Raw genomic sequence first — 21,294 nt, 5'->3', positions numbered from 1 at the left:
CCGACCGGAGGAGGCACCACGCCATGACCCGCCGTGAACCCGCGACCGCGCAGCCTTCGGCGCCCGTCAGGCGTGACGCCCTCCCGAAGGTGACGGGCGAGGCCCGCTACGCCGTCGACCGGACGCCGCCCGGCTGCCTCCACGCCTGCCCGGTGCCCGCCGCCGTCGCCCGCGGGCGGGTCACCGCCGTCCACGCCGACGAGATCCTGCAGCGCCCCGGCGTTCACGCCGTCCTCACCCACGAGAACGCCCCGCGCCTCGGCGACGCCGACGACCCGACGCTCGCGCTGCTCCAGGAGGACCGGGTCCCCCACCGGGGCTGGTTCGTCGCCGTCGTGGTCGCCGACACGCCCGAGAACGCCCGCGCCGCCGCTGACGTGCTGCGGATCGACTACGCGCCGAGCGAGCACGACGTCCGGCTGAGCTCCGACCACCCGCGTCTCTACACGCCCGAGAAGGCCAACGGCGGCCACCCCGCCGTACGCGAGCGGGGCGACTTCGACACCGCCTTCGCCGCGTCGCCGGTCCGCATCGACGCCACCTACACCATGGGCGCCCTGCACAACCACCCGATGGAACCGCACGCCGCCACAGCCTGGTGGGACGACGACGGCCTGACCGTGTACGACTCCAGCCAGGGCGCGACGACCGTACGGGACGTCCTCGCGCGCCTGTTCCGGCTGCCCCAGCAGAAGGTCACCGTCGTCTCCGCCTACGTGGGCGGCGGCTTCGGCTCCAAGGGCACCCCCCGGCCGCCGGCCGTCCTCGCGGCGATGGCCGCCCGGCACACCGGCCGGCCCGTCCGGCTCGCCCTGCCCCGCCGCGACCTGGCCGCCACCGTGGGGCACCGCGCGCCCACCATCCAGCGCGTCCGCATCGGCGCCGCCGCCGACGGAACGATCGCGGCCCTCGCCCACGACGTGGTCACCCAGACGTCCACGGTGAAGGAGTTCGTCGAACAGGCCGCCGTCCCGGCCCGCACCATGTACACCTCTCCTCACAGTCGCACCACCCACCGGGTGGTCGCCCTGGACGTGCCCACCCCGTCATGGATGCGCGCCCCCGGCGAGGCGTCCGGGATGTACGCCCTCGAAGCGGCCATGGACGAACTCGCCGAGGCGGTCGGCGTCGACCCGGTGGAGCTCCGGCTGCGCAACGAACCCGACACCGAGCCCGACAGCGGCAAACCGTTCAGCAGCCGGGGCCTCGCCGCCTGCCTGCGGGACGGCGCGCGCCGGTTCCGCTGGGCGGACCGGGACCCGCGCCCCGGAGTCCGGCGGGACGGGGACGTGCTGGTCGGCACGGGTGTCGCCGCCGCCACCTACCCCGTACTCCTGAGCCCGTCCCGCGCCTCCGCCCACGCCGCCCCGGGCGGCCGCTTCGTCGTCCGCGTCAACGCCACCGACATCGGCACCGGGGCGCGGACCGTCCTCGCCCGGATCGCCGCCGACGCCCTCGGCGCCCCGCTCGACTCCGTAGGCGTCGAACTCGGCAGCAGTCGACTGCCCGACGCCCCCGTCGCCGGCGGCTCCTCCGGGACCGCGTCCTGGGGCTGGGCCGTGCACAAGGCCTGTGCCGCGCTGCGCGCGACTCTGGCCGCCGACCCCGGTCGTCCGCTGCCCGCCGAGGGCGTCACGGTCGAGGCGGACACGGATGAGGAGGCGAGGCGGACGTCCCCGTACGCCCGCCACGCCTTCGGCGCCCACTTCGCGGAGGTCCGCGTCGACACCGTCACCGGCGAGGTCCGGGTGAGCCGGCTGCTCGGCGTCTATGCCGTGGGCCGGGTCCTCAACGCGCGCACCGCCCGCTCCCAGTTCATCGGCGGCATGACGATGGGGCTCGGGATGGCGCTCACCGAACACAGCACCATGGACCTCGAATTCGGCGACTTCCGCGAACACGACCTGGCCTCCTACCACGTCCCTGTCTGCGCCGACGTCCCGGACATCGAGGCACACTGGGTGGACGAGCACGACCCCCACCTCAACCCGATGGGCAGCAAGGGCATCGGGGAGATCGGCATCGTCGGCACGGCGGCGGCGATCGCCAACGCCGTCCACCACGCATGCGGCGTCCGCCTCCGAGCCCTCCCCCTGACCCCGGACCACCTCCTCCCGCGGCTCACCGCCCGGGCGTCCACCCCCTAGGGTGTGTCCGTAGAGTCGATCGCGCGTTGCTCCGTTCGTGTCGCCACACTGTCTCGGCGACATCGCTCTCCTTGGTGAACAGGTCCTGGGCCATAAAGTCGCCGATGGCCTTCTTCGCCCATGGCGCGCAGGGCGCCGGGACCAGTTCGTCCAGCGAGGCGCCGGCGGGCAGAGCCCGTACGGGCCGGCCCACCCCGATGGAGGCGAAAGCCGGTCCGAGTACCAGCCCGACCGCTCCAGCCACTTCCAGGGCGCCGGCGAGGCGGTAGAGGCCCGGCGACATGCCGAGGTGCGCTGCCGCCCGGCGCATGAACGGCACCGGGGCGATCTTCGCCGCTCCCAGTGGAAGGAAGACCAGGGGCAGGAGGGCGGTGAGGGTCGTCTGCGCGGTTGTCATGCCGACAGGCCCCGGCGTTCGGCACCCAGGCGGGCGAAGTAGTCGATGAGGTCGGGGGCGTCCACGGCTGCCGGGTTGACGACCTGGTCGACCGGGGCGCCCTGAAGGAGGCGCTTGACGGGGACTTCGAGCTTCTTGCCGGTACGGGTGTGCGGGATGCCGGGGACTTCCAGGATCTCGTCGGGGACGTGACGGGGTGAGGCGCCGGCCCGGATCGCCTCCTTGATCTTCTCGCGGAGCGGGTCGTCCAGGGTCACACCGGCTGCGAGGACCACGAACAGCGGCATCCAGTAGCCGCCGTCGGGTTCTTCCGCGCCGATGACGAGGGCCTCGGTGATCTCGGGGAGGCGTTCGACGACGTCGTGGATGTCGGCGCTGCCCAGACGTACGCCGTTGCGGTTCAGGGTGCTGTCGGAGCGGCCGTGGACGATCACGGAGCCGTGTCCGGTGACGGTGATCCAGTCGCCGTGCCGCCACACGCCGGGGTGGGAGGAGAAGTAGGCGTCGCGGTAGCGGGTGCCGTCGGGGTCGTTCCAGAAGTACAGCGGCATGGACGGCATCGGGCGGGTGACGACCAGCTCCCCCACCTGGTCCACGATCGGGACGCCCTCGGCGTCGTACGCGGCCAGGGCCACGCCGAGGTGGGGCGCCGACAACTCTCCTGCCCAGACCGGTGTGTTGGGGGCGCTGCCGGCGAAGCCGGAGACGACGTCCGTGCCGCCGCTGGTGGACGCGAGCAGGACGTGGTCGCCGACGTGGTGGCGGACCCAGGGGTAGGCGGAGGCCGGCAGGGTGGAGCCGGTGCAGCCGACTACGCGGATCGACGACAGGTCGTGCCGGGACGGGCAGATGCCGTACTTGGCCATGCCCAGCAGGTACTGGGGGCTGGTGCCGAAGACGGTCACCCGGTGGCGCGCGGCCAGCTCCCACAGGATGTCGAGCTTGGCGAAGGGCGCCGGGCTGCCGTCGTAGGTGCATGTGGTGGCGCCGGTGAGCAGCGTGGAGGCGACCAGGTTCCACATCATCCAGTGGGTGGTGGTGTACCACAGGAGGCGGTCGCCGGGGCCGAGGTCGGAGTGGAGGCCGAGGGTCTTGAGGTGTTCGAGCAGCACGCCGCCGTGGCCGTGGACGATGCCCTTGGGCAGGCCGGTGGTGCCCGAGGAGAACACGACCCACAGCGGGTGGTCGAACGGCACCGGTATGCAGGTGAGTTCCTCGGTGCGGGTGGAGGCGTCCTCCCACGGCACCGCCGGCGACGGGTACGCCTGTGGCGGCCACGGCAGGCCCACGTGGTTCACCAGCAGGGTGGCTTTCAAGGTCGGCAGCGCGCCGGCCAGTTCGAGGGTGGCGTCGCGGCGGTCGTGGGTGGTGCCGTTGAAGAGGTAGCCGTCGGCGGAGATCAGGACGGTGGGTTCGAGCTGGGCGAAGCGGTCGGCGGCGGCCTTGGGGGCGTAGTCCTGCCCGCAGACCGACCACACCGCGCCCAGGCTCGCGGCGGCGAGGAAGGCGACGATCGCGTGCGGCGTGTTGGGCAGGTAGCCGACGACCCGGTCCCCCTTGCCGACGCCCAGGTCGCGCAGGGTGGCGGCGACGGAGGCCACCTGTGCCCGCAGCCGGCCACCGGTCACCTCGTATCCGGAGCCGGTCTCGTCGAGGGCGATGATCGCCACGGTGTCGTCGGCGAGGTTGCGCAGGGCGTGGTGGGTGTAGTTGAGGGTGGCGCCGGGGAACCAGCGGGCGCCCGGCATCCGCTCCTCCGCGAGCACCTGCTCGTACGGGGAGTCCGCGTCGATGCCGAAGTGGTCCCACACCGCGCCCCAGAAGCCTTCCAGGTCGGTGACCGACCAGCGGTGCAGGGCGGCGTAGTCGGTGCCGTCGAGCCCGGCGTGGCGGGCGAAGTCCATGATGCGGCTGTCGGCGACGGCCTGCGGATCGGGCGTCGTGAAGGGTTCCGGGTGCGGCCTGGTCATCGTGTGGCGCTCCTCAGCAGGCTGTTCTCCACGGTCCGTGGGGAAGGGTGGGTGCTGCGCGTGGTGTGCAGGAGAGACGCCCAGCCGGCGGTGTCCGTGAAGTCGTACCTCCCGGCCGGGACGACGTCCATGACGACGCGGTCGGGGCGCAGCAGGACGGCGTCCGCCCGGCCGGCGCGCAGCCAGGCGGCGAGGGTGCCGTCGTCACGGAGGTCGGTCACGGGGATCGCCGGGACACCGAGCCCGTGCGCGAGGGCGCGCAGCGAGGGCGAGGGTTCGGCGGCGGTCAGGACGGTGAAGCTGTCGCCGAGCAGTTCGTCGAGGCGGCTGCGCCGGCCGTCGAGCGCCACCCATGGTTGCGGGCAGTGGGTGCCCACGAGGCTCCTGCGCAGACGGCGCCGGACGAGGGGCCCGGCGGTCAGGGTCGGGCTGAGGTCCCGGCCCGCCGCCGCGGTGAGTCCGGGTATGCGGCAGGCCGCGGCCAGGATCCTGCGGCGCAGTGCGGCGGCGCCGTCCTGGCCTCCGGTCATGGCCCAGCCCATGGCGACCGCGAGCCGGATCGCATGCCGTGCGTGCGGCTTGCGCTCGCTCTCGTAGGTGTCCAGCAGCCGCTCGTCGCCGCCCTGGCCCAGAACGCGGGCCAGCTTCCAGGTGAGGTTGTAGGCATCACGCAGGCCAGCGCACAGCCCCTGCCCGATGAACGGCGGGGTGAGGTGGGCGGCGTCACCGAGGAGGAAGACCCGTCCGCTGCGCCACCGGTCGGCCACCCGCGCCCGGAAGGTGTACTGCGTCTCCCGTACGACTTCGAAGTCCCCGTCGTACGAGGGCGACAGCCACGGGGCGATCAGTTCGCGGACCGGTTGCTCGCCTTCTTGCAGCCGGAACTCCCAGCGGTAGCGGTCCTCACCGACGCGCATGAACGTCGCCGGCCGGTGCGGGTCGCAGACCTGGTCGACGCCTTCCCAGCAGCGGACGTCGGCCTTCGTGCGGACGTCGATGACGGTCCAGCGTTCCTCGAAGCGCAGGTCCTCCCATGCGGCGCCGATGGCTTCGCGGGTGAGGCTGCCCGCGCCGTCGCAGCCGAGGACCGCCTCGGCCCACAGATGATGGTCACCGTCCTCGTCGCGGTAGGTCACGCGCACGGGGCCGGCCGGGTCCGGGCCGACACCGGTGACCTCGACACCGCCCAGCAGTTCGCACTCCGGGCGGCGGGCGAGGGCGTCGCGCAGCAGTCGCTCCAGCTCAGGCTGGTCGAACATGCTGGTCTGCGGGTAGCCGTGACGGCCGTGCTCGGAGCGCCGGAACTCGGCCATGACCCGGTGCCGGGCGTCCAGCAGCCGAAGGCCGTTCGCGGGGCGGGCGATCGCGGCGAACTCCTCGCCCACGCCCGCGGCCTGGAGGATGCGGCGCACCTCGTCGTCGGTGGCGACGGCACGCGGGAGCGGGTAGACGTCCTGGTGGCGTTCCAGGATGACGGTGCGGATGCCGCGCCGGGCGAGGAGGAGGGCGGCGGTCACGCCCACCGGCCCGGCGCCGATGATCACCACGGGTGCGGGGTCTGTCTGTGCGGGCCCGGGTGCGGTGCCCCGGGGTCCGGCCTGGTCGTCGGTCATGTGCGGCTCACCTCGGGTCTTACTTCGTGTCCGTGACGGGCGTGCGCTGCTCGCCGAGGTCGATCCGCCCGTCCGGGGTCGAGATCGTCGCCGTGATCACGTCACCCGTGTGCAGGTAGTGCGGGTTACGGGCCTGGCTCTTGAAGAACGCCTTCCACTTCACGGCGGGCGGCAGCAGCGCGCCGATCTTCTCGACCGCCTTGGGCGGGGCCTTGAGGGCCGTGCCGCCGGGGGTCCCGGTGAGCAGCAGGTCGCCGGGGTCGAGGGTCTGGAAGCGGGCCAGCAGGGTCAGCGCCCGTGCCGGGCGGACGATCATGTCGGCGAGAGTGCGGTCCTGGCGCAGCTCGCCGTTGACCGACAGCTTCAGCCGCAGATCGAGGAGGTGGGCGAAGTCCTCGGGCTCCAGCAGCGCCAGGAAGGGGCCGGTCGGTGTGAAGGTCGGGTACGACTTGCTCTCGTAGAACTGCGTCTTGGTCAGCTGCACCTCACGGGCGCTGACGTCGTTCGTGATCACCAGCCCGGCGACGTACGACGGCAGGTCACGCTCCTCGACCACGGTGCCGACGGGCAGGGGTGCGCCCATGACGAGCCCGAGTTCGATCTCGTAGTCGAGGAACTTCACGTGCGACGGCCGGACGATCGCCTCGCCCGGGCCGCTCACCGACCCGGACGCCTTGCGGAAGAAGGCGGGCGGGATGTCGCCGGTGAAGCCCGAGTCGCGGGCGTGGCTGCGGTAGTTGACCATCTGCGCGACCACCCGGCAGGGTGTGGTGACCGGCGAGAGGGCGACCAGGTCGGCGACGGGCGTGCCCGCCTCCCCGGAGAGGGCGGCCTCGCGCACGGCCGCCCGGTCGGCGATCAGCTCGGCGGTGGTGGCGGCCTTGGTGTCGACGGGGACGGCCCGGTCGCCGCGGAGGACCCACCATCCGTCGGCGGTGCGCAGGACGTTCGTACTCATGTCAGTGCCTTTGTTAGGGGATGGGTCGGGGTTCAGGACTTGGCGGCTCTGAGCAGGCCCAGCAGGCGTGCCGGGTCCATCTCGTTGTCGCCTCGCAGGGCTTCGATGACGTCACGGACCCGTTGCGGGGAGGGGCTCGCGCCCAGGAAGTCACGGGTGGCAGGAGGTCCCCACTGGGCGAGGCCGCTGGTCGACATGGGTGCCCAGCCGGGCTCCAGGTCGCAGGAGAACAGGTCGCCGTCGGCGAAGTGCTCCAGCATGAAGCGGTCGGGGTCGCGCCAGTAGTCGAAGAGCTGGCTGCCCTGGATGTGCCGGCCGATGCCCCAGCTGCGCTGGTAGCCGCGCTCGGCCAGGTACTCTCCGCCGGCGGCGATCGAGTCGAGGTCGGTCACCTGGTAGGCGGAGTGGACGTAGCCGTTGCCCGGGCCCAGGTGCATGGCCAGCGTGTGGTGGTCAACGGCCCGGCTGCCCTGGTCACAGCGGATGAACGCCATCGTCGGGCCACGGCCGCGCTGGCCGTCCAGGAACAGGAAGTCGGAGACGATCATCCCGAGGGTGTCCAGGTACCAGTCGAGGGCGCGCCCGAACACCCGTGTCTCCAGGACCACATGCCCCAGACGCTGGATGCGGGAGGGTTCACGCGGCGCGCGCTGGGCGACGTTCGTGCGACGGTGATCGGTGCCGAAGTTGAGCAGCAGCGGCTGCTGCTCGGGCAGCGCCGGCAGTTCCTCCCCGCAGTGCACGACCCGGACCGGGAAGCCGGAGGGGTCGAGCAGGTCGACCGCCCTGCCGCCGCCGGGCACGTCCGCGTCCCGTACGGACGTGCCCGTGGCGCGGGCCAGCCGGTCCAGGTCGGCCCGCTCGGCGGCGCGGAACGCCGGGCCGATGAAACGGGAGGTCCGGCCGCGCCGGATCACCATGCACGGTGAGCCGGCGAAGGTGCCCCGCAGCCACAGCTCGTTCTCGCTCCGGGCGGCGATGCCGAAGCCGAAGTCCCGGGCGAAGACCTCGGCCCGGTCCAGGTCGGGCTTCTCGAACTCCAGCCAGGCCAGGTCGGCCACCTTGATCACGGGGTTGCGGGACCGCCCGGGGTGTTCGCCGCGCAGGGCACCCTGCGCGCTGTGGAGGTCCTGATGGGCCGTCCTGACGTCCGGGACGCCGACTGCGTCGACGCGGGTTTCGGACATGGTGTCCTCCAAGCAACATTGCCGTAATGATGAAATCATCAAGTCTGACAGTCCCGTCGTCAAGGTGCTGGGGACTGGAAATGATGGATTCATCAGGACTGCGATGGTCATCGCCTCGCGGTTAGAATCCGGACATGCCTACGTCAGCCCCGCCCGGTAACCGATTCGAGCGGCGTCGCGCCGAGACCCGCGGGGCTCTCGTCCGCGCGGCTCGCCAGATACTTGCCGAGGACGGCGACACCAGCGCCAGCATCCAGGCGATCGCTGAGCGCGCCGACGTCGGCTTCGGCTCCTTCTACAACCACTTCGAGTCCAAGACGGAACTGTTCGAGGCCGCGGTGCAGGACGCCCTGGAGGAGTTCGGCCAGAGCTTCGACGAGCACCTGGCCGGCATCGACGACCCCGCGGAGCTCGTCGCGACGGGCTTCCGGCTCAGCGCCCGCATGGCCGAGTCGCACCCGGAGCTGATGCAGGTGCTGCGCCGCCGCGGCCTGGGCCACATCCACTCGGACAACGGCCTGACCCGACGGGCCCGCCGGGACGTCGAGGTCGGCATGGCCTCCGGCCGCTTCACCGCCGTCGACCCGACAGTGGCCCTGTCCGCACTGGGTGGAAGCCTGCTGTCCCTGGTCGAGCTGCGATTCGCCCGCCCCGACGTGGACGGCGACGACGCCGCGGTGAACCTCGCCGAGATGGTCCTGCGCATGCTGGGCGTCCCGCCGGACGACGCCCACGAGGTCGCCCGGCGTCCCCTCCCCGACCTCGCCTGACCGACCCCCGGCGTCCGCTCCCCCACGCGGTGGACGCCGATCTTGGACGGAAGGTGACCGAGCGGCCGGTGAAGCGGGCCTCGACCGGAGCTCTGACCGCCCCGTGAACACCTCGGCACTGCCGGACCCGTGGCAGCTCCATCTGTACGGCTACGCCGCCGATTTGACGGTCGGCGGCACCGGGCACGCGATCCGCCCCGACGATCCGCTACCCGGGCGGCAACTTCGTCTCCGGCTTCCTGACGAGGCTGAACCGGGTGGAGGATGTGGCGCCGCCGAGGTCGGCGGCGTGGCGGAGGGCACCGGACAGCACTCCTGACCATTCGGTACCTACCGTGACCGAGTCGGCGCACCGGACGGAGCGGACCTAGGCTGGAACCAGCCGCTGGAAACCGGCCCTTGCGAGCACCGCTGTCCGGACGGAGGCGTGGCGCGTGGAGATGGCTGCCGAGCAGGACGCCCCGACTGCCGCTGCCGTGGTCGACCCGGACGGCATGGTGAGTGGTTGGAGCGAGGGCGGGCGGCTGCTGCTGGGCTGGACGGCGGAGGAGACGGTGGGGCGTCCCCTGACCGACCTGTTGGTCGATCGCCCACGCGGCTCCCCCGAGAATCTCGGCATCGGCTCCGACCCCTCGGGAGTCGTCCCGCTGCGCCACCGGGACGGTTCCACGCTGGACGCCGTGCTGACGGCCCATCCGCTGCGCGGCGCGGACGGCCGTTCGCTGGGCCACGTGGTGACCGTCCAGCAGTGGGGACGCCGCCCCGTGATCGCCGACCGGGCCTTCGAGCAGTGCCTTCGCTCTGGGCGTCTACGACCCCGAGCTGCGATTTCTGTGGGTCAATGCCTCCGCGTGCCGAGTGATGGCGCACTCCGAGGAGCAGGTGCTCGGTGAGAAGTACCGCGAGCTTTTCCCCGAACTGGACGACATGGCATACACCGACCGGCTCTCCGAGGTGGCGAGGACGGGCGAGCCCGCACGCCTGATCACCGTCTTCCGCCCGCTCGGCAGCAACTACGCCAACGCCTGGGCCACCAGCATGTGGCCCGTCCGGGATGCCGAGGGCAAGGTCCGCGCGGTCGCCAACTGGGGATTCGACATGAGCGCCGAGTACTGGGCTCGGCAACGCCTGCTCATCCTCAACAAGGCCAGCGGCGGCATCGGCCTGACACTCGACGTCATCGGCACGGCCCAGGAACTGGCCACGACCCCCGGTGCCGGGATTCGCCGACCTCGTCACCGTGGACCTCTTCGACGAGGTGCTGCGCGGGGAGGAACCGCCCTCCGCGTCCGTGTTCACCCCCGGCGAGACCATCGCGCTCAGCCGTGCCGCCCAGCGCAGCGCGAAGGAGGGCACCGACCGGGCGCCCGGGCCCGCGACGCCGGTCAGTCACACTCCCGGTTCCGTCGCCGCCCGCTGCATGGCCACCGGCAGGTCCACGGTCGAGCTCGCCGCTGAGCCCGGCCAGGGCGGCGAATGGGCCTTCGGGCCCGGGCTCGCCGCCGACCCGGCCCACTGGCCAGCGGGCAACCCGTTGATCGAAGGGGCCATCGCCGCGGACGGGCTGACCGGCCGGATCACCGTGCCGCTCCGGGCCCGCGGCGCGCTGCTCGCCGTCGTCGCCTTCTCCCGCCTCGACCGGCCCGAGGCCTTCACCGCCGACGACCTGATCCTCGCCGAGGAGATGACCGCCAAAGCCGCCGTCGCCATCGACAACGCCCGCCGGTACTCGCGCGAACGCACGACCGCGCTGACCCTGCAGCGCAGCCCGCTCGTCCAAGGGGCCCCGGCCGGCGAGCCGGAAGCCCTCCGACCCGGCCGCGAACCGCAAGCGACGCGGCCCGCTCGGTGGCCGCCATCGCCAGACCCGCGAGCCGCCCACGATCGGCAGCCACGTCAGCGCACCAGGCATACGGGGATCCCTGGGCGCCCGAATCCCGAGCAACCACCCGACGTCGACCGGAGGCGAAGGCGTCGCGCAGTTCCGGGACGACGTGGGAGAGCGCAGGATCGTCCGGTGTGAGGGTGTGTGCGGGGTGCAGGTGCGGGGTGACGTCGTGCTCGCCCTTCTTGTCAGCCGCCTGCACGGCAGCAAGTCCTACCGCGCGCCATGGGACTACGGCGACGAAGCCGTCGACGTCACCCGCGCGTAGGGGGGCGTTGCGCACGCGGTCGGGTTCCCCGCGCATGCGAAGGCGGGCGGAATCGTTCGGGGCGCGCACGGCGAATCGCGCGCCGCGGGTGTGCTGCGCGCGGGCCGGACACGCCATTGTGGTGGTCCGGTCGCCCTACGTAGCGTGGTTAAGCGGAATGACCGGTCTCCGGATCGGAAAACCGCCGCATGCGCGTGCACGCCCAATCCCCCCGAAGCGAAAAGGAGTTCGACCATGACGTACGAGCGTCCCACCCTGACCAAGGCCGGCAGCTTCCGCAAGGTGACCGGGATCAAGAACACCGGGCCCAAGGACGTCCTCGGCGGCAAGCAGCTCCTCTGACGCGAGTCCCCGTGCCGCCCGCTGAACCGGCGGCCGGGGCCACCGGGTGGCGGCCTCCAGCCGCCACCCGGCCACCCTGCTTCCCGTACATCGCCGACCGAAGGCCGTAGCCGTGGAAGACTCGCTGTCACTCCATGCCCTGCCCACCTGGTTCGCCGTCCTGCCCGACACCGACGCGGCCGCCGCTGTCGCCACCAAAGCACTCGCCCACGCCGCCCAGGGTCTGCGCCACCCGTCAGGGCGCCTCTGGCTGGTGGGGCGCTGGGCACCCTCGAGCATGGTGGTGGGCGAGTGCCGAGGGACCCGCATCGCCGTGCTCGGCGAACACTCCGTCACCGCCGAAGCGGCCCGACGCGCAGCCGCAGCCGCCGACACGTCCCTGTCGGCGCTCGACCGCATCTGTGCCACCTGGACGGGCAGCCTCCACCTCGTGGTCAGCCGCGGCGGACGGGTCCGGGTCCAGGGCGGCGTCGTCGGCATGAGGCGGGTGTTCTTCACCAGTGCCACCCTCCCGGAGGCCGGCCGCGTCAGCCTGGCCTCCGACCGGGCCGACGTACTCGCCGAACTGGTCGGCGCCGAACTCGACGAACGCAGGCTCGCCCTCGAACTGCTCACGCTGGGCGTGCCGCACCCGCTGTCCGGCTCCCCGATGTGGAAGGGCGTACACGCCCTGCCCGGCGGCCACCACCTGACGCTCGACTCCGACGGACGGGCCGAGGAGACCCGCTGGTGGTCGCCCCCCGAGCCGCACCTGCCCCTGGCCGAGGGCGCCGGGCGCTTCCGGGAGGCGCTGACCGCCGCCGTGGCCACGCGCACGCGCGGGCGCGAGCTGGTGACGGCCGACCTGGGCGGGCTCGACTCCACCGCCGTGTGCTGCGCCGCCGCCCGCGGGGACGCGAAGATCGCGGCGTACACCGCCGCCATCCACGACGAACTCGGCGACGACGTGTACTGGGCCCGCCGGACCACGGAGGCACTGGGGACGATCGAGCACCACATCGTCCCCGCGTCCGACCTGGCCATGACGTTCGACGGGATCGACACCCTCGACGACCTCCTGGACACCCCCAGCATCCTCACGGTCGACCGCAACCGTCGCATGCACATCATCGCCCTGGCGGCAGCCCGCGGATCGCGGCTGCACCTGACCGGCCTGGGGGGCGACGAACTCCTCGCCGGAGCGCCCGCCCGCCTGCACGCGCTGATGGGCACGCATCCCCTCACCGCGCTGCGGGATCTGCGCGGATACACCGCGAAGTACCAGTGGTCCCGGTGGCGCGTGCTGCGCCAGCTCCTGGACCGCCGCTCCTATCGCGCCTGGCTCGGCAGGGTCGCCCGCGACCTCGACGCGCCCCCGGCCCCGGCGGACGAACCGCTGCTCGACTGGTCGGCGCCGCCGCGCATGCCGGGCTGGGCCACGCCCGAGGCCGTGGAGGCGGTACGCGAGCTGCTCCGCGCGCACCTCCCCGAAGCCGAGCCCCGCGGCCGCGGGCACGGCGAGCACCGGGAGATGGCCGCGATGGACGGCATCTCCCAGTGGACCCGGCACATCGGCCAGATGGCCGCCCCGCTGGGCATCACGGTGGCGGCCCCCTACTACGACGACCGGGTGATCGAGGCCGCCCTTGCCATCCGGCCGCAGGAGCGGATCACTCCCTGGCGGTACAAGCCGCTGATCGTCGAAGCCATGCGCGGCATCGTCCCCGAGGCCAGCCGCACCCGCGGCACCAAGGCCAACGCCACCTTCGAGGAGGAGGCGGGGCTCCGCCGGCACCGCGCCCGCCTGCTGGCGCTGTGCGAGGAGTCGCGTCTCGCCCGGCTGGGCCTCGTCGACGTGGAGGTCCTGCGCGAGTGGTGCCGCCGGGCCCTGTCGGCCGAGACGGAGAGCTACCTGCTGCACCCGACCGTGGCCTGCGAAGTATGGCTGCGCTCCCGGGAGACGACACCGTCCTGGACGCGACCCCTGACGGAACGGGAAAGGTGAAGCCGATGTGCACGTTGAAGCCCGGAGTGCTGCTGACCGAGACCGAGTACGGCATGGCCCTGCTCGATCAGAAGAGCGCCGAGTACTGGACTCTCAACCCCGCGGCGGCCGTCGTGCTCCGTGAGCTCCTGGACGGCCACGGCACCGAGCGGGCGGCGGCGGCCCTCGTAGAACGGTACGAGGGCGTGGACACCGAAGTGGCCGCACAGGACGTCGTGAGCATCGTCGAAGACCTCCGCTCCGCCGGGCTCATCACGCTGTAGCCCGCCTCGGCCGCCGACCGCCGACCGCCGAGAGAAGGGATACACAGATGTCGACGCCGGAAGCTGTTCCCTATCGCCCTCGCTCCGTCCCTCCCGCCCGCCGTCTCAAGGCGCGCATAGTGATCGGCTGCGCCCACGTGCTGGCCACCCTGCCGCCCCAGCGGATCCGGGCCGTCCTGGCTCGGCTCCGCCGCGGAGCCCGGCCCGCGACGCTGGCCGAGGCGGAAGCGGCCCGGGAGACGGTGCTCGCCGTGAGCCTGGCCGCAGGCGGGCACAAGGGGTGTTTGCCGCGGTCCCTGGCCACGGTGCTGCTGTGTCGCTGTCACGGCCAGTGGCCCACCTGGTGCGTGGGGGTGCGCACCCGCCCGCCGTTCGCCGCGCACGCCTGGGTGGAAGCCGAGGGAGAACCCGTCGGCGAGGGCACGCCGGCCGGATACTTCCAGCGCTTCTTCGCGGTGGAGTGAGCCCGTGACCACTGCGTCGCTCGCCCTCATCGGGCACCTCCGACCGCAGCGCGGCCGTATGACGGCGGGTGTCCTGTTGGGTCTGCTCGGCAGCGTGATGGGCCTGGCCCAGCCCATGGCGGCCAAGCAGGTGATGGACGACATGGGCCGAGGAGGTCCGGCGTACGGCTCGGTGATCGCTCTCAGCGTGCTGTTGGCGGCGGGAGGGATCCTCGCCGGCCTCGGGCACTACGTGCTGGACCGGTCCGCGGAGTCCATCGTCTGCGCCGCCCGGCGCCGGCTGATCGACCGTCTGCTGGCGCTGCGCGTACCGGTGGTGGAGCGCACCGAACCGGGGGATCTGATCTCCCGCGTCACCTCGGACACGGCGCTGCTGAGGCAGAGCGCTCCTCAGGCGGTGTCGGCCGCGGTCACCGGCACACTGACCACCCTGGCGACGGTGGTCATGATGGGCCTGCTCGACGCCGTGCTGCTCGGCGTCACGCTCGGCGTGATCGCGTTCATCGGCATCGTCGTCGCTGTCGTGGCCCCGCGGATCGGCCGCGCGACCCGGCATACGCAGGAGGCGGTCGGCCGCATGGGCGCCGCGCTGGAGCGAGCCCTGGGCGCCTTCCGTACGATCAAGGCGTCGGGTGCCGAACAGCAGGAGGCGGGAGCGCTGTACCGGGCGGCCGAGCACGCCCGGCGTACCGGTGTCCGCGCCGCCGCCTGGGAAGCGGTGTCCGCGACCCTGTCGGCGGTCGTCGTGCAGGTCTGCTTCCTGGTCGTGCTGGGAGTGGGGGGCGCGCGCGTCACCTCCGGCGCCGTCGACGTCTCCACTCTGGTCGCCTTTCTCCTCTACCTCTTCGCGCTCGCGCCCCGGATCGGCCAGCTGGTGGAAGGCGTCGGCCAGTTCCAGATCGGTTCCGCCGCCGCCGCCCGGATCCGGGAGGTCGAGAACCTGGAGGCCGAGAAGCTGCAGGCCGAGCGGGCCGCGGAGGCCGAGGACGAGCAACACGGAGGAGAAGGAGGTGCGAGTCGGCCGAAAGCGGATCCGCTGCCCGCCCGTGTGGCCTTCCGCGATGTCCGCTTCGCCTACCGCCCCGGGCTTCCCCAGGTCCACCACCGTGTCTCCTTCACCGTTCCCGGCGGAGGCCTGACCGCGTTCGTCGGGCCGTCCGGCACGGGCAAGACCACGGTCTTCTCTCTCATCGAACGCTTCTACGACCCGGACGCCGGCCAGGTACTGCTGGACGGGAAGGACGTGCGCCAGTGGCCCCTGGCGGAGCTCCGCGCAGCCATCGGATACGTAGAACAGGACGCACCCGTCCTCGCCGGCACCCTGCGCGAGAACCTGACGCTGGGCGCCGTCGACGCCACGGAGGAAGAACTCCGCCACGCCCTGCGCCTTGTGCGTCTCGACGGGGTGACGGACCGCCTGCCCCGTGGCCTCGACACCGAAGTCGGCCACCGCGGCAGCAGACTCTCGGGCGGTGAGCGCCAGCGCGTCGCGATCGCCCGGGCCCTGCTGCGCCGCCCGAGACTGCTGCTGCTGGACGAAGCCACCTCGCAGCTCGACGCGGCCAACGAGGCGGCACTGCGCGACACCATCACCGACATCGCCGGTCGCATCACCGTCCTCGTCGTCGCCCACCGCCTGTCCACGGTCACCACGGCCGACCGCATCGTCGTGATGGAGGCCGGCCACGTACGGGCGGTGGGCACTCACGCCGAACTCCTCGAAGCGGACGCCCTCTACCGCGAACTGGCCACCACCCAGCTGCTGAACAGCCGGTGAGCGGCACGGTCCGGGACCCGGCACCCCGGCTTGTATCGCCGGACTTCCTCCCGTGAACCCTGGCCCATGGCCAAGCCCCCGCGGCCTTCGCCGTCCACGTGTGGTTCTGGGGCTCCGGTTGGGCCGTTGACCCTACTCAGCCGTACCAGTCGTGTGTCCATCGCTCGTGCCGACGGCGGGTGCACGGATCACCTCGGCGTTCTCGATGATGTGGCGCAGCTCCGCGACGAACCGGGCGGCGGGGGCGCCGTCGATCACGTTGTGGTCGAAGGTGATCGTCAGGTCGAGCACGTCACGGACCTCGATCCGTTCGTCCACGGCACGGGGGCGCTGGGTCGCACCACCGATGACTACCTGGAGGGGCATCAGACTCGGCGGGGCAATGCCGAACCCGCCGCCGGCGCCGAACATTCCCACTGCTGTGACCGCGACCGTCCCGGTCAGTTGGCGGAGCCGGACGGACCTGGCCAGCACTGCGTACATCGTCGGCACGAGGCCGGGGAGGCGGGTCATGGTGGTGCCGAAGCGGTCAAGGAGACGCCCCGTGTCCGTGGTGGCGTAGTCGCGCTTGGCGGCGCGCAGTTCTGCCGTGAGGTCCTGTACATCGCGGATGTCGGCATCGTGCAGTACATGCGGGAGAGTGAAGAGGCCTTGCGGTGTCGTGACCTCCACGAGCGTGTTCACGTCGACATGACGGTGCCGGACCAGTCGGCCGCGCCAGTTCCGGTAGGCGTGCACCTGCGGGTGTGCCGCTGCTGCGCGTGCGACGGACGCCACGATGAACGCAGTGAACGACGCCGGTTCCGTGGACCGCCTGAGCAGGTTCCGCGCCGTCGTGACGTCCAGATCGACGAGGCTGTGCATGGCCGCCATGTGTCGGCCGGCCCGCACGGCCGCGATCACCAGCCGCCGGCTCGACGGGACGGGCCTGACGTCGACCCCGCGTGGCCGGTGCGCGGCAGCGGGGGTAGTCGGCCGGCGGATGCGGTCAGGGGTCATGCCGTGCTTGCGTCGCATCGAACGGCTCCTTGCTGTGGGGTTCGGTCGTCACCTCCCGGAGCTGTAGCCCAGGCCGCGGTCCCGTCACGCGTCACCGTCCTGGGCCCCTGTGGGCCGGGGTCCCTGTTCCGCAGCCGTCTTGACCGCGCGGAGCGTCCCGCGCAGAACGACGCCGACCCCTGCGGAGACGAGCGTCCAGTAGCGGGCGAAGCGCGCGGTGGATTCCGGGTCGGTGCAGGCGGTGCGTGCCTCGTAGGTGAGCAGGGACCGCTGGGCACCGTACGGATGGACCACGAAGGCGGCCGCGATCTTCGCCCAGCCGGCCTCGTCGAATGACGTGAAGTGCTCCGGTTCGACCCGCCGCCACTCGATCGAGGGCTGCCACGGCTTCCCGACCGCCCCGAAGACGAGTTCACGGCCTGGACGCTCGCCCAGTGCCACCCAGGGCTGGTCCTCCCAGGCTTCTCCGCCGGTGTCGAACAGGTCGGCCACCCGCATGGAGGGCGGGGTCGGCATGGGCCGGCGGCGCAGCCGGTCGGGCAACCCGCGCACGCGCATGGCCGCGTCAAGGAGCGGGGAGTGAATCGTGAGCAGGTCCAGCCCGCGCGCTGCCTCGTAGGCGACGGACGGCGCCGCACTGATCGCCACACATTCGATTCGGGAGAACCTGAACGCGGGCAGCGCGCCGTCCAGGAGCAGCGGGCCTCCGGCGGGCTCGAAGGTCGAGTCGGCGCACATCACAGCCTCCCGGGGTGTGCGGTCACGCGGTCCGCCGTTGCCGCGCCCGGAGGTTGTGGAACTGGCGGGTCTGCATGATGAAGTGGGCGGGTTCCCAGAACATCAGGTCCATCGGACCGGTGAGCACGCGCGGGCGGCTTCGACCGAGGGTGCGGACGACAAGGCGGGTGCCCGCGCCGACCGGTTCGAGGTGGAAGCCCCAGACCGAGCTGATGAACGCACGGGGCGCGGGTCCATGGGATGGGTCGAACGGGCGGCCTGAAGGAAGGCGCGTGTCGTCCCGCAGCACCAGGGTCCGTTCCGGTACCAGCATCGCGACGGTGAACCAGGCGCGGCCGCCGGGCACCGAGGCAAGCCGCTGTCCTCGCTCCAGGCTCTGCCACTGCGGAACGATGTGATCCGCGCTCGGTCGTCCACCGTTGTCCAGCCGGTCCCAGCTGTACCAGCCGCCGCGGTCGCAGCCCATCTGGGCCAGCCATGGCCAGACCTTCGACGGCGGCGCGGGCAGGGTCGTGGCCATGGTCGAGCTACTGCCGGCACCGGGGATGAGCTCGTCCCCGGGATAGGAGCGTGCAGCCTCGTCGCGAGTCGCGCCCCAGGTCAGCATCCTTGGCCGCAGGATCAGTCCGTGCAGCGCCAAGGCGGCCGCGGCGGAAGCGACGGCAGCCGGCCCGAGCCTGGCAAGGTGTTCGCTCACACTTCGAGCGTTACTCATCCGACTCCGTGGCGCCATGGGACCGCCGCGCCGCACCGGAGGTGGCTTTCTCGACCACCACCGGGCAGCGCCCCTCGCGAAAGCCCGAGGCTGGACCACGCCGTTACCGCGCTGTAATAATTAACGGCATGCGGGTGCCGTCACGAGCGCTTGCTGCCTTGTCGTGCCTGGTAGTGGGTGCCTATGCGATCGCCGTGCGCCCCCGGCTGGTCCGCTGGGGCGCCACCGACGAGGAGGTGGCAGAGCCATACCCCGGCGCCGATGTCGTTCCGAACGGCGACCGCGCCGCGACGATGGCGGTAACGATCGAGGCGCCGCCGCGGCAGGTCTGGCCGTGGCTGGCGCAGATGGGCTACGACCGCGCTGGCTGGTACTCCTGGGACCGCCTCGACAACGGGGGCCGCCCCAGCGCTGACCGCATTCATCCCGAGTGGCAGGAGATCAACGTCGGGGACCGGCTGACGGCATGGTCACCGGGGGGCCCAGTGAGCGCGTGGGAGGTGGCGGCGCTGGAGCCGGGACATTTCCTGGGGTTGCGCGGGCTGAGCGACCTGCGCGGGCGCCAGCTCGACCCCACAGGACCGCTGCCACGCGTCTATTTCCATGGCCTGTGGGGCTTCCTCTTGGAGGAGCTGTCCGGCGACCGGACCCGGCTGGTGGTGAGCGGATACCAATCAACCCGGCCGCGCTGGCTTCGGGCCGCTGTGGACTTCTTCGTCTATCCACCCGTGCACTGGGCCATGCAGACACGCCAGTTCGCGAACATCAAGCGGCTCGCCGAACTCGACTGGGCCCAGGCATCCGCCTCTCAGGCGCAGCGGTAGGACACCCCAGCACCCTGACCCAGTTCCGGACCGGGACGGTCTGCCGGGACGATCTGTTGGGACGGTCTGCCGGGACGTGCCCGAGCGTTACGGGCCGCGGGCCACGCTGCACACGCGTTTCCGCAGGTGGGCGACGGACGGAACGTTCTACCGGATGCCGCAAGCCGCTCAGGCCAAGGCGGACGCGGCGGGCGACGTCGAGTGAAGTAGCCCACACATAAAGGGTCCCATGCCTGCAAAAGGTGTCAAAATGGGCTACGCCGGAGGGACATCGACGCGGCTGAACAGGAGACCCGGTCGACGCCAACCGGTCGTCGCAGTGCCCGGCCGCTCCCGGGCGGCCGAGCACCGGAAAGGAGTCCCCTCATGGCCGACATCAACGTCGCGCTCCACGTACAGGTCAAGGCCCTGCCCGGCAAGGAGGAAGAGGTCGCCGCCTTTCTCCGCGAGGGACTTGCCCTCGTGCAGGAGGAGCCCGACACCGTGGCCTGGTTCGCCGTACGCCTGAGTCCGTCCACCTTCGCCATCTTCGACGCCTTCCCCGACGACGAAGCACGCCAGGCACACCTCGCCGGCCGCCTGGGCAGCGCCCTGATGGAACGAGCCGGAGAACTGTTCGCCCAGCCCCCTTCCGTCGAGCAACTCGACGTCCTCGCCCACAAACTCCCCTGAAGACCAGACGGACTGGTCCACGCCCGGCACGTCGGACGGACCCCGAACCAGCCCAACGTGTCTGCCCGGAAGCGGAAGTACAGGGAAGACCGGCGACACGGCCGTAAGTGCCCCGCGCTGCCGAAGACCTTGACCGGGCAGCACGGCCTTAGGGGTGCCGTGGCCGGTCGCGCCGAGCGAGCCGTACAGCTCGGCCCGGACCGTGGCGACGTGCGCGAGCAGGCCCTCGTTCTTCAGGCGACGGGCGAACATGCGGGCCGCGCGCATCGGGCCCACCGCGTGGGAGCTCGACGGTCCGATGCCGATCGAGAACAGGTCGAAGACCGAGATGGCCACGAGGGGGCTCCTTGTGGGGCTGGATGATCCGACCTTGCTTATAGTTGCGTCATGGGCAACCACTCGGCATATGGCGAAACGCAGGCTCCCGCAGTGAACGGGGTGCAGTCCGTCGACCGTGCCGTCAGCGTCCTGGAGATCCTCGCCCAGCGCGGTGAGGCCGGCGTCAGCGAGGTCGCCGCCGAGATCGACGTCCACAAGTCGACCGCGTTCCGCCTGCTCGGCGCGCTGGAGGCGCGCGGTCTGGTCGAGCAGGCGGCCGAGCGGGGCAAGTACCGGCTGGGCTTCGGGATCGTACGTCTGGCGGGGGCGGTCACGGGCCGTCTCGACATCACACAGCAGGGCCGGCCGGTGTGCGAGCGACTCAGCGAGGAGATCGGCGAGACCGTCAACATCGCCGTCCTGCAGGAGCATTACGCGGTCAACCTCTACCAGGTACGCGGCCCGGGCGCGGTCGGCACGCACAACTGGGTCGGGCAGCTCACCCCGGTGCACGCGACGTCCAGCGGCAAGATCCTGCTCGCCCATCTGCCGACGAGGGAGCGCGCCGACGTGCTCGCGGCGTCCAGGCTGCGGAAGCTGACGCCGCACACCCTGACCGCCAGGACCAAGCTGGAGAAGAACCTCGCCGAGGCGCGGGAGCGCGGGTACGCGGTGACACTGGAGGAATTCGAGATCGGGCTGCACGCCGTCGCGGCCCCGATCCGTTCCCATCAGGGCGAGACCCTCGCCGCCCTCAGCGCCTCCGGCCCCGCGTACCGCTTCACCGAGGAGCGCATCCACGAGCTCGCACCCCTGCTGGTCCGGGGCGCCGAGGAGATCAGCCACCGGATGGGCTACGTGGGCTGAGCCTCCCGGTCCCCATGGCCCCGGGAGGCGGCACGATCCCCGGTGCGGGGGCGCCCATCGCCGCCCCCACCCACCCGTCAAACGAATTACACCGCCGCGTCCAGGTGGCCAAACGGCAGGGAGACCCGGGAAGTAG

21 protein-coding genes and 2 pseudogenes are annotated in these 21,294 nt (G+C 72.0%); 14 read left to right on the top strand and 9 right to left on the bottom strand.

Annotated features, from left to right (window positions below):
* Nucleotides 1–23: 23 nt before the first annotated feature.
* Nucleotides 24–2,147: a xanthine dehydrogenase family protein molybdopterin-binding subunit gene (locus ACWEV0_RS13445; RefSeq protein WP_453149230.1), complete on the top strand. Its 2,124-nt coding sequence runs from the start codon at nucleotides 24–26 to the stop codon at nucleotides 2,145–2,147.
* Here the strand turns inward: ACWEV0_RS13445 and ACWEV0_RS13440 are convergent.
* From ACWEV0_RS13440 to ACWEV0_RS13420, 5 genes are read right to left on the bottom strand one after another with little or no spacing between them, the layout of a single operon-like run.
* Nucleotides 2,122–2,544, bottom strand: coding sequence for a DoxX family protein (locus tag ACWEV0_RS13440; RefSeq protein ID WP_453149228.1), 423 nt, complete (start codon nucleotides 2,542–2,544; stop codon nucleotides 2,122–2,124). The two genes, ACWEV0_RS13445 and ACWEV0_RS13440, sit on opposite strands and share 26 nt — an antisense overlap.
* Nucleotides 2,541–4,514 carry an acetoacetate--CoA ligase gene (locus ACWEV0_RS13435; protein ID WP_453149226.1) on the bottom strand — a complete coding sequence of 658 codons (1,974 nt, stop codon included), beginning with the start codon at nucleotides 4,512–4,514 and terminating at the stop codon, nucleotides 2,541–2,543. Before ACWEV0_RS13435 ends, ACWEV0_RS13440 begins: the two co-directional genes overlap by 4 nt.
* Nucleotides 4,511–6,127, bottom strand: a complete 1,617-nt coding sequence (mhpA, locus tag ACWEV0_RS13430; protein ID WP_453149224.1) for a bifunctional 3-(3-hydroxy-phenyl)propionate/3-hydroxycinnamic acid hydroxylase MhpA — start codon at nucleotides 6,125–6,127, stop codon at nucleotides 4,511–4,513. Before mhpA ends, ACWEV0_RS13435 begins: the two co-directional genes overlap by 4 nt.
* A gap of 19 nt (nucleotides 6,128–6,146) precedes the next feature.
* On the bottom strand, nucleotides 6,147–7,085 hold the full coding sequence (locus ACWEV0_RS13425; RefSeq protein ID WP_453149222.1) for a fumarylacetoacetate hydrolase family protein: 939 nt from the start codon (nucleotides 7,083–7,085) through the stop codon (nucleotides 6,147–6,149).
* A 32-nt stretch (nucleotides 7,086–7,117) separates the two neighbouring features.
* The gene (locus ACWEV0_RS13420) at nucleotides 7,118–8,272 is read right to left on the bottom strand and encodes a VOC family protein (protein ID WP_453149220.1); all 1,155 of its coding nucleotides are present in this window, start codon (nucleotides 8,270–8,272) and stop codon (nucleotides 7,118–7,120) included.
* Between the two features lie 134 nt (nucleotides 8,273–8,406).
* Between ACWEV0_RS13420 and ACWEV0_RS13415 the strand changes: the two genes are divergently transcribed.
* The 9 genes and pseudogenes from ACWEV0_RS13415 (at nucleotide 8,407) to ACWEV0_RS13375 (ending at nucleotide 16,025) form a co-directional block, all read left to right on the top strand.
* Nucleotides 8,407–9,042 (top strand): TetR/AcrR family transcriptional regulator, encoded by a 636-nt coding sequence (locus tag ACWEV0_RS13415; protein ID WP_453149218.1) that lies wholly within the window; start codon nucleotides 8,407–8,409, stop codon nucleotides 9,040–9,042.
* 440 nt (nucleotides 9,043–9,482) lie between these two features.
* Nucleotides 9,483–9,935: a PAS domain-containing protein gene (locus ACWEV0_RS13410; protein ID WP_453149310.1), complete on the top strand. Its 453-nt coding sequence runs from the start codon at nucleotides 9,483–9,485 to the stop codon at nucleotides 9,933–9,935.
* Nucleotides 9,844–10,086: pseudogene (locus ACWEV0_RS13405) on the top strand (PAS domain-containing protein); the annotation flags it as partial. The gene ACWEV0_RS13410 and the pseudogene ACWEV0_RS13405, both read left to right, overlap by 92 nt.
* Nucleotides 10,087–10,255: 169 nt before the next feature.
* Complete coding sequence (locus ACWEV0_RS13400; protein ID WP_453149216.1) at nucleotides 10,256–11,065, top strand: hypothetical protein; 810 nt, start codon at nucleotides 10,256–10,258, stop codon at nucleotides 11,063–11,065.
* Between the two features lie 364 nt (nucleotides 11,066–11,429).
* Complete coding sequence (locus tag ACWEV0_RS13395; RefSeq protein WP_158688462.1) at nucleotides 11,430–11,537, top strand: keywimysin-related RiPP; 108 nt, start codon at nucleotides 11,430–11,432, stop codon at nucleotides 11,535–11,537.
* A gap of 112 nt (nucleotides 11,538–11,649) precedes the next feature.
* A complete protein-coding gene (locus ACWEV0_RS13390) occupies nucleotides 11,650–13,521 on the top strand; it encodes a lasso peptide isopeptide bond-forming cyclase (protein ID WP_453149214.1) in 1,872 nt (623 codons plus the stop codon).
* 5 nt (nucleotides 13,522–13,526) lie between these two features.
* Nucleotides 13,527–13,784, top strand: coding sequence for a lasso peptide biosynthesis PqqD family chaperone (locus ACWEV0_RS13385; protein WP_453149212.1), 258 nt, complete (start codon nucleotides 13,527–13,529; stop codon nucleotides 13,782–13,784).
* A gap of 119 nt (nucleotides 13,785–13,903) precedes the next feature.
* On the top strand, nucleotides 13,904–14,248 hold the full coding sequence (locus tag ACWEV0_RS13380; protein WP_453149210.1) for a lasso peptide biosynthesis B2 protein: 345 nt from the start codon (nucleotides 13,904–13,906) through the stop codon (nucleotides 14,246–14,248).
* Between the two features lie 4 nt (nucleotides 14,249–14,252).
* Nucleotides 14,253–16,025: an ABC transporter ATP-binding protein gene (locus ACWEV0_RS13375; protein ID WP_453149208.1), complete on the top strand. Its 1,773-nt coding sequence runs from the start codon at nucleotides 14,253–14,255 to the stop codon at nucleotides 16,023–16,025.
* A gap of 132 nt (nucleotides 16,026–16,157) precedes the next feature.
* Here ACWEV0_RS13375 and ACWEV0_RS13370 read toward each other — a convergent pair whose 3' ends face one another.
* The 3 genes from ACWEV0_RS13370 to ACWEV0_RS13360 all read right to left on the bottom strand — a co-directional run bounded on the left by ACWEV0_RS13370 (nucleotide 16,158) and on the right by ACWEV0_RS13360 (nucleotide 18,459).
* Nucleotides 16,158–17,042, bottom strand: coding sequence for a 2-oxo acid dehydrogenase subunit E2 (locus tag ACWEV0_RS13370; RefSeq protein WP_453149206.1), 885 nt, complete (start codon nucleotides 17,040–17,042; stop codon nucleotides 16,158–16,160).
* Between the two features lie 66 nt (nucleotides 17,043–17,108).
* Entirely contained in the window at nucleotides 17,109–17,762 is a 654-nt protein-coding gene (locus ACWEV0_RS13365) for a hypothetical protein (protein WP_453149204.1), read from the bottom strand.
* A gap of 22 nt (nucleotides 17,763–17,784) precedes the next feature.
* Nucleotides 17,785–18,459, bottom strand: a complete 675-nt coding sequence (locus tag ACWEV0_RS13360; RefSeq protein ID WP_453149202.1) for a hypothetical protein — start codon at nucleotides 18,457–18,459, stop codon at nucleotides 17,785–17,787.
* Between the two features lie 146 nt (nucleotides 18,460–18,605).
* Here ACWEV0_RS13360 and ACWEV0_RS13355 point away from each other — a divergent pair, with 146 nt between their 5' ends.
* The 3 genes from ACWEV0_RS13355 to ACWEV0_RS13345 all read left to right on the top strand — a co-directional run bounded on the left by ACWEV0_RS13355 (nucleotide 18,606) and on the right by ACWEV0_RS13345 (nucleotide 19,973).
* Nucleotides 18,606–19,301 (top strand): hypothetical protein, encoded by a 696-nt coding sequence (locus ACWEV0_RS13355; RefSeq protein ID WP_453149200.1) that lies wholly within the window; start codon nucleotides 18,606–18,608, stop codon nucleotides 19,299–19,301.
* Between the two features lie 76 nt (nucleotides 19,302–19,377).
* Nucleotides 19,378–19,506 (top strand): hypothetical protein, encoded by a 129-nt coding sequence (locus tag ACWEV0_RS13350; protein WP_453149198.1) that lies wholly within the window; start codon nucleotides 19,378–19,380, stop codon nucleotides 19,504–19,506.
* A 161-nt stretch (nucleotides 19,507–19,667) separates the two neighbouring features.
* Nucleotides 19,668–19,973 (top strand): putative quinol monooxygenase, encoded by a 306-nt coding sequence (locus tag ACWEV0_RS13345; RefSeq protein ID WP_453149196.1) that lies wholly within the window; start codon nucleotides 19,668–19,670, stop codon nucleotides 19,971–19,973.
* A 132-nt stretch (nucleotides 19,974–20,105) separates the two neighbouring features.
* On the opposite strand, the pseudogene ACWEV0_RS13340 reads toward ACWEV0_RS13345, so the two are convergent.
* A pseudogene (locus tag ACWEV0_RS13340) lies at nucleotides 20,106–20,309 on the bottom strand (serine dehydratase beta chain); the annotation flags it as partial.
* Nucleotides 20,310–20,411: 102 nt separating this feature from the next.
* Here ACWEV0_RS13340 and ACWEV0_RS13335 point away from each other — a divergent pair.
* Entirely contained in the window at nucleotides 20,412–21,158 is a 747-nt protein-coding gene (locus ACWEV0_RS13335) for an IclR family transcriptional regulator (protein WP_453149308.1), read from the top strand.
* The last annotated feature ends 136 nt before the right edge of the window (nucleotides 21,159–21,294 follow it).

Source organism: Streptomyces sp. NPDC003943, from assembly GCF_053605265.1.
Note: the sequence above shows the minus strand (reverse complement) of the source record. Positions and strands in the feature narration are given on the sequence as shown.

Excerpts from the sequence above, each read along its gene's own strand:
- ACWEV0_RS13355 (WP_453149200.1), top strand. The coding sequence starts at position 18,606 with ATGCGGGTGCCGTCACGAGCGCTTGCTGCCTTGTCGTGCCTGGTAGTG.
- ACWEV0_RS13395 (WP_158688462.1), top strand. The coding sequence starts at position 11,430 with ATGACGTACGAGCGTCCCACCCTGACCAAGGCCGGCAGCTTCCGCAAG.
- ACWEV0_RS13435 (WP_453149226.1), bottom strand. The coding sequence starts at position 4,514 with ATGACCAGGCCGCACCCGGAACCCTTCACGACGCCCGATCCGCAGGCC.
- ACWEV0_RS13410 (WP_453149310.1), top strand. The coding sequence starts at position 9,483 with ATGGCTGCCGAGCAGGACGCCCCGACTGCCGCTGCCGTGGTCGACCCG.
- ACWEV0_RS13420 (WP_453149220.1), bottom strand. The coding sequence starts at position 8,272 with ATGTCCGAAACCCGCGTCGACGCAGTCGGCGTCCCGGACGTCAGGACG.
- ACWEV0_RS13415 (WP_453149218.1), top strand. The coding sequence starts at position 8,407 with ATGCCTACGTCAGCCCCGCCCGGTAACCGATTCGAGCGGCGTCGCGCC.
- mhpA (WP_453149224.1), bottom strand. The coding sequence starts at position 6,127 with ATGACCGACGACCAGGCCGGACCCCGGGGCACCGCACCCGGGCCCGCA.
- ACWEV0_RS13445 (WP_453149230.1), top strand. The coding sequence starts at position 24 with ATGACCCGCCGTGAACCCGCGACCGCGCAGCCTTCGGCGCCCGTCAGG.
- ACWEV0_RS13440 (WP_453149228.1), bottom strand. The coding sequence starts at position 2,544 with ATGACAACCGCGCAGACGACCCTCACCGCCCTCCTGCCCCTGGTCTTC.
- ACWEV0_RS13385 (WP_453149212.1), top strand. The coding sequence starts at position 13,527 with ATGTGCACGTTGAAGCCCGGAGTGCTGCTGACCGAGACCGAGTACGGC.
- ACWEV0_RS13365 (WP_453149204.1), bottom strand. The coding sequence starts at position 17,762 with ATGTGCGCCGACTCGACCTTCGAGCCCGCCGGAGGCCCGCTGCTCCTG.
- ACWEV0_RS13370 (WP_453149206.1), bottom strand. The coding sequence starts at position 17,042 with ATGCGACGCAAGCACGGCATGACCCCTGACCGCATCCGCCGGCCGACT.
- ACWEV0_RS13345 (WP_453149196.1), top strand. The coding sequence starts at position 19,668 with ATGGCCGACATCAACGTCGCGCTCCACGTACAGGTCAAGGCCCTGCCC.
- ACWEV0_RS13425 (WP_453149222.1), bottom strand. The coding sequence starts at position 7,085 with ATGAGTACGAACGTCCTGCGCACCGCCGACGGATGGTGGGTCCTCCGC.